The organism is Edaphobacter sp., assembly GCF_028283685.1.
In the GTDB taxonomy this organism is placed as follows: Bacteria; Acidobacteriota; Terriglobia; order Terriglobales; family Acidobacteriaceae; genus Edaphobacter.
In genome coordinates this window covers 592,799-604,529 of record NZ_JAPWKF010000001.1, presented here as the reverse complement: position 1 = coordinate 604,529, position 11,731 = coordinate 592,799, and the positions used below count along the sequence as shown (strand labels likewise).

Here is an 11,731-nt window from a genome sequence, read left to right as displayed (position 1 = left end):
TTACTGTCTCAGGGCGACCTGCGTGGGTGGTGTGGTGTGATCGAGTGACATCTTTGCCTGGCGATAGATGCTGATGCCGGTGAGATAGATGATGCCCTGGTGATCGGCGATGGAGCGAAGGTTGTCGTCCTGCTGCTGAAGGCGACCCTGCTGGCCGAAGGCGCAGGCGCGCAGGTACGGGAGCAGGGTGGGGTCTGACGGTGAGTCGGCGCGATCGAGAAGCCGCAGCGCCTGCTCAGGCTCTTTGTGATTGATGGCGATGGCGGCGCGAAGCTCCGCCGGTCCGTAGTGGGTGACGGGAGAGCTGTTGGCGGGGATGCGCTGCAGAGCGTCGATGGCGGCTACGGCCTCTTCGTCGTGACCGCAGATGGCAGCAGCCATGCCACCCCGGAAGGTGGCGACGGGCCCGCGATCGACGGTGTTGTTCATGCGAAGCAGATCTGCGACGTCGGAGCAGCGGCCTGCGAGGGAGCGATTGAGGGCGGCGAGATTGAGGATATAGACGGCCGCCGATTGCAGGCCGGGCACGGTGGAAGCCATGGCGGCGGCGCGGGTCCAGACCTGCTCGGCCTCATCCCATCGCTCGGCGTTATCGAGGGAGACGGCGTAGGCGGCGAGTTCCCCGGGGGTGGGCGAGCGGTGAGCGGAGGAGGGATCTTCGATCGCGTGCGCCTGCTGCAGGAGCAGATCGGGGCGGTTGGCGAGGTAGCTGGCGGGGATGCCGGCGTGTTCGGGAAGGACGCCGAGGGTGCTGGCGTGCTGCTCAAGATGAAGTGCATCGAGGAAGCGATCGAGCGCGATCATGTCGAACTCCGCTTCAGTGTAGGCGCCGCCGCGGAAGGGGTCGTCGCTGTAAGCCTGTTGCGCGGCGAGGAGGGATTCGACGGGATGGCCTTGAGCGCGGAGGACGCGGGCGAGGCCGAGCATGCCGTCTGGATCGTTGGGGAAGCTGCGGTTGTAGTCGCGGATGGTCTGCTCGGCGCGGCTGTAATCTCCGGACTCAAGCATCTGTGAGGCAAAGCTTGCCAGCAACTGTATGCGTTGGCCGCTCTCCTTCGCATTGGAGCTGGCAAGCTTCGCCGATTCGGCGGCTGCGACCTCGGCGTGCTGCGCCGAGTAGAGCCACGCCAGTTGGAGATGCGCCTGCGAGAAGGCTGGAGCTTGCGCTGTGGCGTTGCGGAAGGCCACGATGGCATCGAGGGGGCGGCCGGACTGAGCGGCGATATCGCCTTCGGAGTAGCTGCGCAGAGCCGCGAGGTTGCTGGTCGCCATCACGCGAAGAGGTTGGTCGGAGCGAGTGAGCGCTGTGCGGGGCTCGCCGAGCTGGCGACGCAAGATATGGCTGATCCGGTCGAGCGCGGAGGGGATCTCCGCGGGAGTTGCCGCCTTCTCCGTCAGTGAAGAGAGGATGGCGTCGGAGCTGGTTCGCCGCACCTCGATGTGGAGGCTGTAGGCCTTGTGATCGGGTCCGTCTGGGTGGGTCACTTCGCCTGTAAGGTACGCGCTGGCGTTGACCCGTTGCGCGACGGCGCGCGGGAAGGCGGTGTCGCTGGTGCTGGCATTGAGCTGACGAAGCCCGGCCAGGTAGGTGCCTTCGCCGCGCGTGGCCAGGGTCTGCGATTGGGAGAGCGAGAGCGAGAGCCCTTCAAGGGCTACGCCATCGAGCTTTTCGCCGGTTCGATCTTCGATGCGCGTGAGCAGGAGGACGTCTCTGGAGTCGAGCGAAGAGGGGTGGAAGGGGCCACCGTGGCTGATGATGCTGGCTCCAGCGACGACGGCGAGGGCAGCGGCCAACCCGATGAGGCGTAACGTCACTCGGCGTCGAGAGGCGGGTGGAGGGGAAGAGGGAGCAGCGCTCATTGCGACGGGATCCCTGTCTTCGAATTCGAACTGATTGATGCCTGAGCCGCGAAGTACGGGAGCGGGCGGGAGGGGGTCTATCTTGTTGGCGTCCGAGCTATGGATGGTAGCTGCTTGAGAGGCGAGCTGCGGCGCCGGGGATGGTTCATTGGGAGTCTGGCCTGCCGCGATGTGATGAGAGCCGCTGCTGCGACGGCTGCGACGGCGGTCGCGCGCGACCGGCTCGAAGGCAGGAACGAGCGGAACGACGGGAGCGGCCTCCTGCTTTCGGAGCCAGCTGCCGAGAGAGATCCGGCCGGGAAGGCGGTCGAGCGCCGTCAGAAGTTCGGTGGCGGACTGGAAGCGTTCGCCACGTTCCTTGGCGAGCAGCTTCAGGATGATGCGTTCGAGGTCGCGCGAGATGGAGTCGTTCCAGTTGCGCGGGGACTCCGGTTGGCCGTTGAGGATCTGCGCGTAGACGTCGTCGTTATTGTTGCCGACAAAGGGCAGGCGGCGAGTCGCCATCTCGTACATGACGACGCCGAGCGAGAAGAGGTCGGAGCGGATGTCGAGATCCTCGCCGCGAGTCTGTTCGGGCGACATGTAGGCCACGGTGCCGACGGTGAGGCCTTCGACGGTGAGGTCGAGTGAAGAGGATGCTGTGGTACTGGAAAGTACACTCGGCGGTGCAGCCTTGCGATCGATCTTGGCGAGTCCGAAGTCGAGCACCTTAACCTGCGCGGGGGCTTTGGGGTTGCGGACGAGGAAGATGTTGGCTGGCTTGATATCGCGATGCACGATATTGCGGGCGTGTGCGGCAACGAGGGCATCGGCGACCTCGCGGGTGTACATCAGCAGTTCGTCGATCGTCAGAACGCTGCGGCGGATGCGTTCTTTGAGCGTCTCGCCTTCGAGCAGCTCCATGACGAAGTAGGGAATGCTGTCCTGCTCCCCGATGTCGAAGATTGTGCAGATGTTGGGGTGGTTGAGACGGGAGGAGGTGCGCGCCTCCTGCAGAAAGCGCTGCTCGATTCCGGGGAGGTGGTGGTTCTGCCGAATGACCTTGATGGCGACTTCACGGTGAAGGCGGCGATCCCAGGCCAGGAAGACGATGCCCATGCCGCCGGAACCGAGTCTGCCGAGAATCTCGTAGGGCCCGAACATCTGGCCGACTTCAGGTGTCATGCGCCTCTGAGAAGCAGGAGGGATCGAGGACCGGAATCTCCGGCCGCGTGGACAGGATATCGACCCAGGGGAGGGGGAGCCATGACCCGTTAGCGGTGTTTACTAAAGAGGTAATGGGTCTTTTATAATGCCGTGTGAACTTTCCCCTGACCCGCACGCTGCCGCAGACCCTGCTGATCGACGCCGACGATACGCTGTGGGAGAACAATGTCTACTTCGAGCGGGCGATTGCGGGTTTCATCTCGTATCTCGATCACAAGGTGCATACGCCGGCAGAGGTAAGAGAGCACCTGAATCATTGCGAGCACAGGACGATCGCAGCGCGGGGCTATGGGCTGGTGAGCTTTCGCCAGTCGCTGGCGGACTGCTTTGCGGAGCTCTCGTCGGAGACGGTGACGGGCGAGCAGCGGGCGCAGATCGACAGGTTTGCGGACATCATCCATGAACACGACATTGAGCTGCTGCCTACCGTGGGCGATACGCTGGCGGAGCTTGCGAGGCGTCATCGTCTGGTGCTGGTGACCAAGGGCGATAGTGCGGAGCAGACAGGGAAGCTGAAGCGCTCCGGGCTGGAGCGCCACTTCGCGGGTGTCGAGGTTCTGCCGGAGAAGCATCCCGAGGCGTATCTGGAGCTGACAGAGCGGCATCTTTTTGAGCGGGAGCGGACGTGGATGATCGGGAACAGTCCGCGGTCGGATATCAATCCGGCGCTGAGCGCGGGGCTGCATGCGGTCTTTATTCCGCACGAGTTTACGTGGGTACTGGAGCATGAGACGGTGCAGGTCGCTCCGGCAGGCCAGCAGCTGCTGCAGTTGAGCCGGTTCGGCGACCTGCTGGATCATTTCTAGCAGCTACGTTCGTTTGGTGGCCTTGGAGCATCTGTTTAAACAGGGATGTGTGGAGAGACGGTGCGTGAGCAGGCGACAAAGGCGGTCATCGAGGAGCTGCTGGCGGAGCGTGAGCAGTTTCTGGGGTTTGTGCAGCGGCGTCTGAACGATAGGGCAGCCGCGGAAGACCTGTTGCAGACGGTGTATCTGCGTGCTCTGGCGCAGGTCGAAGGCCTTCGAGACCTGGCGGCGGGGCGGGCGTGGTTTTACCGGATGCTGCGCAACGCCATTATCGACGACTACCGGCGTCGCGCAGTGGAGACTCGGGTGGTGGAACCGATGGCAGAGGGGTTTGATGCGGCCGCAATTCCGGTGATACAGCCGAACCTTTGCCGATGCATGGATCGGGCAGTTGATGCGATGAAGCCGGAGTATGCGGACGCGCTGCGGGGCATCGATCTGACTGAGGGCGGGGTGGACCGGTACGCGCAGGGGGCGGGGATCACTACCGGTAATGCGGCGGTGAGGGTGTTTCGTGCGCGAAAGGCGCTGGCGAAGAGCCTGCAACAGATATGCGGAAGCTGCGCAGGGGCGGGGTGCCTGGATTGCAGCTGTGCTCAGCCGACGCAGCCGTAAAGGGCAGGAGCCCCGGGGCATTTTTTGAGGTACGAGTTGTTGAAAAGGAAACCCCTAACTCACTCGCACACAAACAGCTTCGTGGTGCTATACTGAATCTCGGATTGCTCACCGCTTTACATGGCAGCCTGCAGTGCAGAGCCAATGCGGAGGTGGCGAAATTGGCAGACGCACAAGCTTGAGGTGCTTGCGCCGCAAGGCATAGGGGTTCAAGTCCCCTCCTCCGCACCAATCCACATATTTTCTGGGAAGGGTTTACCCCACCGATGGTTATCGCGCTCGTCGTCATTCATGTTCTGGTCGCGCTGTTCATGGTTGGCGTGGTTCTGTTGCAGCAGGGCAAGTCGGCTGATCTGGCAGCAGCATTCGGTGGCCAGGGTTCGCAGACCGCATTCGGTCCTCGCGGCGCAGCCAACCTGCTGACGCGCCTCACGACCTACTCGGCGATCGTCTTCATGCTGACCTCGATCGGTCTCACGATACTTATGTCGCGTGCTTCGGCGAACGACTCGGTCCTCTCGGGGCACACGCCGACTCAGCAGAGCACCCCGGCCAAGTAATCGGCAAACGGATTTTGAAAAGAACGCAGGCCTTGTGCCTGCGTTTTCTTTTTGCCGTAACCTTTTCCTATGATTCACGAGATTCTGCCCGTCGGCCTGCTGCAGTGTAACTGTTCGATTCTTGGAGACGAGACCTCACGCGAGGCGATCGTCGTCGATCCCGGAGATGACATTCCGGCGATTCAGGCGGTGCTGGATCGTCATGGCTTGACGGTCAAACAGATTGTCATTACGCACGCCCACATCGATCACATCGCCGGGGCGCAGGAGCTGAAGCGGCTGACCGGAGCTCCGATTCTCTACAACCAGAACGACATCCCGCTGGTGAAGATGATGGACGAGCAGGCCTCGTGGCTGCGCATCGCGACCCCCGAGGTTCTCCCGCCTGATATTGCCATAACGGATGGGCAGACGGTGACGGTGGAAGGGATCTCAGGCGTTGTGCTGCACACGCCGGGGCATACGCAGGGGAGCAGCTGCCTGTACCTGCCGGAGCATTCGGTTCTGATCGCGGGGGATACGCTGTTTGCGGGATCGGTGGGGCGTACGGACCTGCCGGGTGGGGATACGAGGCAGCTGATCCGGTCGATTCATGACCGGCTGCTGGTGCTGCCGGATGACGTGTACGTGGTTCCGGGTCACGGCCCGAACACGACGATCGGTGAAGAGCGTGTCATGAATCCATTTCTTCAAAACTAGCTTTTTCAGATACTTATATTGAATTTAGTGAAGTTAAACTTGATGTGAACCAAGGGCGCTAACCGATTATTTTGCGTCTTTTTCGATCTGTGCAATTCCGGCACGAAATACCTCTTCCGGGGTGATGAGGCTGACGACGATGCGTCCGGCTTCGGCGATGCCGTAGAAGGAGCCGGGGTGGACGATGACGCCTGCGTCGAGGAGGTCGTGGGTCTCGAGGCCGAGGCGAGGCAGGCGGAGGATGTTGCTCCAGCCTCCGTCGGAGGCGAGCGCTGTGAGGCTGGAGCGGCGCAGGGTGTCCAGGTTAGAGGAGACGCGCTGGAGGATCTGTTGCTGGATCTTCGCGCGGGACCCCAGCCAGTGCGGCAGGGCGTACTGGGCGGGGGCGTTCATGGAGAGGAAGGTGTCGGCGATGACCTCGAGGCGGGCGAGGGCCTCGTCGCGGAGGTCGGCGGGGCCGAGGGAGGCGATCCAGCCGACCTTCATCTGGGGGAGTGCGGCGATCTTGCTGATGCCGCTGAGGACGAAGGTGAGGGCGGGATGGGGGCCAAGGGTGAAGCTCTCGACGGCGCTGGAGGGATGGGGGTAGTCGAGGAAGACTTCGTCGACGATGAGAGCGAGGTTGTGGCGGAGGCAGATGGCCTCGAGGCATTCGCGTTCGTGGCGGCGGGTGGCGTGGCCGGTGGGGTTGTTGGGGTGGACGAGGAGGATGGCCCGGGTGCGGGAGGTGATGCGCTGCTCAAGGAGCGCGAGGTCGATCCACCAGCCGTAGTCGTAGAAGAGGGGGTAGGGCTGGAGGCGGACGTCCTGGAGGTCTGCGAGGTAGTCGAAGAGGGGGTAGCTGGGCTGGGGGACGAGGATCTCGTCGCCGGCGTTGCAGAGGAGGCGGAAGAGGTAGCCGTAGGCCTCGCTGGTGCTGGTGGTGAGGTTGATGGCGGCGGGATCGACGGCGGCGCTGTGGTCGGCGTAGTAGGCGGAGACGGCCTGGCGGGCGAAGAGCATGCCGCGAGGGTCGGGATCGTAGTCGAGGGCGCGGGGATCGGAGAGGGGGGCGAGAATGGCGTCGCGGTCGTAGGTAAAGCCGCAGGCGGTGGGGTTGGAGGCGGTGAGGTCGAGGAGGGGCCGTCCGGCGGCGCGGGCCTCGCGGATGGAACGGGCGAAGCTGCTCTCGCCGAGGTCCCAGCTGGTGCGTGAAGAGAAACGCTGCGTCACGTAACTATGTTAGCTGGATAGGGCGGGGGTCAGTCGTTCTGGGGGTCTTTGAGCTTGAGGTAGATGAAGCCGAGGAGGGCAGAGGTGAGGATGACCCAGAGGAACTGGTACCAGTAGAAGAAGGGGAATCCAAAGAACGTGGGCGTGAGGCGCGCGTAGAACGCCGGGAAGCAGAGACCCAGATAGGGGATGATGAGCAGCAGCTTCCAGCCGATTTTGCTGCCGCCAGCGGTTGGAGGCGTGACTGGCCGGGGGGCGCTGGATGAGGGCGTGTGCATGCAGGCACAGGATACTTGAATTGATGGCCGGGGGCGAGCGAAATTGCCCGGAAGGGCATCGGGTAAAGTAATGAAAGCGATGGCTTCAAACGATCAGAAGGATAAGGCGCCGCTGGCTGAGGCGGTGGCGATTATGGCTCGCCTGCGCGGGCCGGATGGTTGTCCGTGGGACCGGGAGCAGACCTTCGATACGATCAAGCGGCATACGCTGGAGGAGACGTACGAGGTCTTCGACGCGATTGAGCGCCGGGCGTGGCCGGAGCTCAAGGATGAGCTGGGCGATCTTCTGCTGCAGGTGCTGTTTTATGCGCAGATGGCGGCAGAGGCCGGGTACTTCGATATCGACGATGTGGCGGCGGGTTTGAACGCGAAGCTGATCCGGCGGCATCCGCATATCTTCGGCGACGTGAAGGCTGAAGATGCCGACACGGTGCTGAAGAACTGGGACGCGATCAAGCGCGAGGAGAAGAAGGCATCCGCCGTGGGGGAGCAGTCGCTGCTGGCAGATGTGCCGCGAACCATGCCGTCGATGCTGGAGGCGGGAAAGCTGGGATCGCGTGCGGCGAAGGTCGGATTCGACTGGCCGGATGCTGAGGGACTGTTTGCCAAGCTGGATGAGGAGATTGGCGAGCTGCGGGCAGAGCTGACGGCTGAGACGAAGAAGCAGGATGCGATAGAAGGCGAGCTGGGCGACCTGCTGTTTACGGTGGTGAACCTGGCACGGCATTTGAAGGTGGACCCGGAGTCGGCGCTACGGGCGACGAATGCAAAGTTCCGGCGACGGTTTAGCGCAATGGAGAGATCCGCAGGTGGTCAGGATGAGCTGCGGGCGATGAGCGCCGACGCGTTGGAAGATGAATGGCGCCGGGCAAAGACAGACGAGATACGGGACGAGAAGGCATGAGTACGAAGACTGGCGACAACATTCGCATTGAAACGCTGACGACGATGGAGCAGTTTGAGCGCTGCGTGGTGCTCCAGCTTGAGGTGTGGGGTTACAGCGATGGCGACCTGATTCCGCGGCGGGTGTTCCTGGTGGCGCAGAGGATTGGCGGGCAGGTACTGGGCGCCTTCGATGGCGACACGATCATCGGCTTTGCAATGGGGCTGCCGGGATACCGGAATGGGTACTCGTATATCCACTCGCACATGCTGGCGGTACTGCCGGAGTACAGAAACTTCGGGCTGGGCCGGAGGTTGAAGCTGGCGCAGCGTGAGGATGCGATGGCGCGTGGGTTCGACCTGATGGAGTGGACCTTCGATCCTCTGGAGATTAAGAACTCGTATCTGAATATTGCGCGTCTTGGGGCGATCTGCAGGCGGTACAAGGCGGATTTTTATGGGCCGTCGTCGTCTCCGTTGCAGGGCGGTCTGCCGACGGATAGGCTGTATGCGGAGTGGTGGTTGAACTCGCCGCGCGTGCTGGAGACGCTGCGCGGGGAGGCGACGCCGAGAGAGTCGGTGGAACGCATCGACGTTCCGCACACGATTTACCAGTGGAAGCAGGACCCGGAGCTGAGGGGAAAGGCGCAGCAGGTGCAGATGGACAATCGCCACGCGCTGGAGTCGGCGTTTGCGCGGGGCCTGGCGGTCGTGGGATATGAGCGCGACGGTGAGGGCAATGGAAGCTTTGTGCTGGCACCGTGGAACGACGAACTGGAGCAGACCCGCAGCTACGATGCGAGGCGTCCTGAAGAGAAGAGCAGGTAACGGAACGGCGACGTTCGGAAAGACGGGATGACGATGATTCACATTGATGCGATTCACATGCGGGAGATCAATATGCCGCTGGCTCATCCCTTTGAGACCAGCTTCGGGCTGACGACGACGCGCAGGATCCTGCTGGTAGAGATTGAGGCCGAAGGGCTGACGGCGTGGGGCGAGTGCGTGGCCGGCGAGCATCCGTACTTCAGCGACGAGATGATCGATACGGCGTGGATCATTACGGAGACAGAGCTGATTCCGCGTCTGCTGGAGGCGGAGCTCGATGGTGGCGGGAGTGTGCCGGATGCGCTGAAGCAGGTGCGCGGGCACAGGATGGCGAAGGCCGCTCTGGAGAGCGCGGTCTGGGATCTTGAGTCGCAGATGGAGAAGATTTCGCTGGCGCAGCTGCTGGGCGGTACGCGCGAGGTAATTCCGTGTGGGGTCTCGATCGGGATTCAGCCGACGCCGGAGAAGCTGATGGAGAAGATCGAGACGGAGCTAGCGGCGGGCTATCAGCGCATCAAGCTGAAGTGCAAGCCGGGCTGGGACACGAAGATCTTCGAGATGGTGCGGAAGCGATGGCCGGAGATCCTGTTGAGCTGCGATGCGAACTCGGCTTACCGGATGAAGGACTTCGACCATATTGCGTCGTGGGACCAGTTCAAGCTTCTGATGGCAGAGCAGCCGTTGTGGTTCGACGACTTTTACTTCCACTCGATGCTGCAGAAGAGGATTGAGACGGCGATCTGCCTGGATGAGTCGATTCGCAACCGGCGCGATGCGCTGGCGGCGATCGATATGGAGTCGTGCCGGATCATCAACATCAAGGTAGGCCGCGTGGGTGGCTTCAGCGAGGCGATCGCGGTACACAACGTCGCGGCAGAGCGCGGGATTCCGGTGTGGTGCGGTGGCATGCTGGAGACGGGCATCGGCAGGGCGCACAATATCGCGCTGTCGTCGCTGTCGAACTTCAAGCTGCCGGGCGATGTCTCCGCCTCGGCGCGCTACTGGGCGCAGGACATCATCGAGCCTGAGGTGACGGTGAGCGGCAAGGGCGAGATCGTTGTGCCTACGACGATCGGTTCCGGATACACCGTTTTGCCGGAGCGCATCGAGGCGCTGACGGTGCGGCGGCAGACGCTACGGGCGAAGGCGCGGGTCTCAGCGTAAGCAAAGCTATTTTGTGGGCAGGGGAGTGCTAAGCAGAAGTTGGATAGCCTCCTGGTAGCTCATGGACGGAATGCTCTTGAAGTCGCTGGCATCGACGTCGGTGCTGATGTTGAGCGACTTCACCATGAGGGCGCGCACGCTGATGCGTTCGACGAACTTTGAGTAAACCCAGCGCCCGTTGCCGGCGTCGGATTGTTCGTAGACGAGCTTGCCGCCAGGATAAATGTGGGCCAGCATGCCCCATCCGAAGTTGATGCCCTTGAAGATGGTTCCTTCCATCCGGACGATCTGACGCGATTGGGGGTCGATCCAGGTGCGTCCCCTGAGGCCTGTGAGCGACTCGGCCGTGGTGGTCGGCGGGTGAAACTTCGGGTTCGGCTCAAAGTCGATGACAATCTCGGTCACCGCCGGATTGTGGCCCGTCTGCGGCTGACCTGGGACATAGGTGTAATTCATGGCTTCCGGCATGAGATGGATCAGCTGATCGGCGATCTTCTTGCCGGAGTCGTCTCCCCTGGCGTGTTTGGCAAATCCTGAGGGATCGCTGAGCATCGCGGTGAGACGGTCGCGCTCGGCTTTATCCTGCTCCGGGGTGAGTGGTTTTCCGTTGAACAGGATGAGTCGGGCGACGTTGCCGTCGCGGCTTTCGATGACCTCCCGCACACGGTCGCTTTTTGCGTCGACGATATGGACGCGGTAACGCAGGAAGGAACCTTCGCGGTGGAGATTGTTGAGGGTGTTCGCGGTGACGTCGGAGGCCCAGGTGCGGGGCGGGATCTTCTGCAGCCAATCGGGTATGCCGGGACTAAGGGTAGCTGTCTGCGCACAGGCTGCGAGAGCGTTTAGAGCCACAACGAGCACGAAAGCGAATGCTGCGGGCAGAGCTGAGAGAGAGCGCAGACGATGCGATGTCGAAAGCGATGTCGAAACGAGGTGGCGATCCCCGACGGTGTACCTTCCTGCTGAATGTAAACGAACCAATCGGCCCCCGCGTGCTCTTTGCCTGCCGAGCTGCTCCTCTTTAAAGAGTGACAACCCCATCTTACGTGTGACGCTGAAGAGGCCTGAGAAGTTTTCAAGTTTGCTTCACGGGGTGGGCGTTGGGTATTCTTCCGCCAGACGTAATCGTGCAGATCGACATAAGAGAGCGAGAGACAGATGAAGCCAGCAGAGGGTTCTACCGTGATTGGGAAGTCGGTCACCATACGAGGCGAGGTCTCGGGGAACGAAGATCTTGTGATGGACGGAGATATCGAAGGCACGATCTCGCTGCCGGAGAATAGCCTGACGATCGGCCCGAATGCACGGGTGGCCGCGGACATCAAGGTACGGAACCTGGTGGTGTACGGACGGCTGAAGGGCACGCTGCATGTTTCGGGCCGTGTCGATCTGAGGCATTCGGCGGTTGTGGAGGGAGATATCTTCGGCGGACGCCTTTCGATCGAGGAGAACGCCCAGCTGAAGGGCAAAGTAGAGCTTTCGGGCGCGCCGGAGCGGCAGGTCGAAGTGATGCCGCCGGTTGCTCACCATACAGAGACGCATGCGGGGCAGAAGCCGCTGATTCTGGAATCGCAGTCCTAGACAAGAAGGGAACCAAGCGACGATATGCGTAATATCTTCG

12 protein-coding genes and 1 tRNA gene are annotated in these 11,731 nt (G+C 62.2%); 9 read left to right on the top strand and 4 right to left on the bottom strand.

The genetic code is table 11. The features are described from left to right. Positions 1–3,024, bottom strand: coding sequence for a serine/threonine-protein kinase (locus PW789_RS02540; RefSeq protein ID WP_299370882.1), 3,024 nt, complete (start codon positions 3,022–3,024; stop codon positions 1–3). 134 nt (positions 3,025–3,158) lie between these two features. Here PW789_RS02540 and PW789_RS02535 point away from each other — a divergent pair, with 134 nt between their 5' ends. From PW789_RS02535 to PW789_RS02515, 5 genes are all read left to right on the top strand, one after another. Beyond that, the gene (locus PW789_RS02535; protein WP_299370880.1) at positions 3,159–3,872 is read left to right on the top strand and encodes an HAD family hydrolase; all 714 of its coding nucleotides are present in this window, start codon (positions 3,159–3,161) and stop codon (positions 3,870–3,872) included. A gap of 60 nt (positions 3,873–3,932) precedes the next feature. After that, on the top strand, positions 3,933–4,487 hold the full coding sequence (locus PW789_RS02530; protein ID WP_299370877.1) for a sigma-70 family RNA polymerase sigma factor: 555 nt from the start codon (positions 3,933–3,935) through the stop codon (positions 4,485–4,487). A 146-nt stretch (positions 4,488–4,633) separates the two neighbouring features. Continuing rightward, positions 4,634–4,718: transfer RNA gene (locus PW789_RS02525), tRNA-Leu, on the top strand. 35 nt (positions 4,719–4,753) lie between these two features. Continuing rightward, on the top strand, positions 4,754–5,047 hold the full coding sequence (secG, locus tag PW789_RS02520; protein WP_299370875.1) for a preprotein translocase subunit SecG: 294 nt from the start codon (positions 4,754–4,756) through the stop codon (positions 5,045–5,047). Between the two features lie 69 nt (positions 5,048–5,116). After that, positions 5,117–5,746, top strand: a complete 630-nt coding sequence (locus PW789_RS02515) for an MBL fold metallo-hydrolase (protein WP_299370874.1) — start codon at positions 5,117–5,119, stop codon at positions 5,744–5,746. A 66-nt stretch (positions 5,747–5,812) separates the two neighbouring features. Here PW789_RS02515 and PW789_RS02510 read toward each other — a convergent pair whose 3' ends face one another. Continuing rightward, positions 5,813–6,958, bottom strand: coding sequence for a pyridoxal phosphate-dependent aminotransferase (locus PW789_RS02510; protein WP_299370873.1), 1,146 nt, complete (start codon positions 6,956–6,958; stop codon positions 5,813–5,815). Between the two features lie 29 nt (positions 6,959–6,987). Then, positions 6,988–7,236, bottom strand: coding sequence for a DUF3311 domain-containing protein (locus PW789_RS02505; protein WP_299370872.1), 249 nt, complete (start codon positions 7,234–7,236; stop codon positions 6,988–6,990). Positions 7,237–7,315: 79 nt separating this feature from the next. On the opposite strand from PW789_RS02505, the gene mazG reads away from it, so the two are divergent. The 3 genes from mazG to menC are packed head-to-tail and all read left to right on the top strand — an operon-like array spanning position 7,316 to position 10,110. Continuing rightward, positions 7,316–8,140 carry a nucleoside triphosphate pyrophosphohydrolase gene (gene mazG / locus PW789_RS02500; protein ID WP_299370871.1) on the top strand — a complete coding sequence of 275 codons (825 nt, stop codon included), beginning with the start codon at positions 7,316–7,318 and terminating at the stop codon, positions 8,138–8,140. After that, positions 8,137–8,946 carry a GNAT family N-acetyltransferase gene (locus tag PW789_RS02495; protein WP_299370870.1) on the top strand — a complete coding sequence of 270 codons (810 nt, stop codon included), beginning with the start codon at positions 8,137–8,139 and terminating at the stop codon, positions 8,944–8,946. Before mazG ends, PW789_RS02495 begins: the two co-directional genes overlap by 4 nt. Positions 8,947–8,982: 36 nt before the next feature. Further along, complete coding sequence (gene menC / locus PW789_RS02490) at positions 8,983–10,110, top strand: o-succinylbenzoate synthase (RefSeq protein ID WP_299371617.1); 1,128 nt, start codon at positions 8,983–8,985, stop codon at positions 10,108–10,110. Between the two features lie 6 nt (positions 10,111–10,116). On the opposite strand, the gene PW789_RS02485 is transcribed toward menC, so the two are convergent. Next, positions 10,117–10,971 carry a hypothetical protein gene (locus PW789_RS02485; RefSeq protein WP_299370869.1) on the bottom strand — a complete coding sequence of 285 codons (855 nt, stop codon included), beginning with the start codon at positions 10,969–10,971 and terminating at the stop codon, positions 10,117–10,119. A 297-nt stretch (positions 10,972–11,268) separates the two neighbouring features. Here PW789_RS02485 and PW789_RS02480 point away from each other — a divergent pair, with 297 nt between their 5' ends. Then, positions 11,269–11,691, top strand: coding sequence for a polymer-forming cytoskeletal protein (locus PW789_RS02480; protein WP_299370868.1), 423 nt, complete (start codon positions 11,269–11,271; stop codon positions 11,689–11,691). Positions 11,692–11,731 lie beyond the last annotated feature (40 nt).

What these genes read in the sequence shown, in the direction of transcription:
- PW789_RS02540 (WP_299370882.1), bottom strand. Translation starts at nt 3,024, where the DNA reads ATGACACCTGAAGTCGGCCAGATGTTCGGGCCCTACGAGATTCTCGGC.
- secG (WP_299370875.1), top strand. Translation starts at nt 4,754, where the DNA reads ATGGTTATCGCGCTCGTCGTCATTCATGTTCTGGTCGCGCTGTTCATG.
- PW789_RS02515 (WP_299370874.1), top strand. Translation starts at nt 5,117, where the DNA reads ATGATTCACGAGATTCTGCCCGTCGGCCTGCTGCAGTGTAACTGTTCG.
- PW789_RS02505 (WP_299370872.1), bottom strand. Translation starts at nt 7,236, where the DNA reads ATGCACACGCCCTCATCCAGCGCCCCCCGGCCAGTCACGCCTCCAACC.
- mazG (WP_299370871.1), top strand. Translation starts at nt 7,316, where the DNA reads ATGGCTTCAAACGATCAGAAGGATAAGGCGCCGCTGGCTGAGGCGGTG.
- PW789_RS02495 (WP_299370870.1), top strand. Translation starts at nt 8,137, where the DNA reads ATGAGTACGAAGACTGGCGACAACATTCGCATTGAAACGCTGACGACG.
- PW789_RS02480 (WP_299370868.1), top strand. Translation starts at nt 11,269, where the DNA reads ATGAAGCCAGCAGAGGGTTCTACCGTGATTGGGAAGTCGGTCACCATA.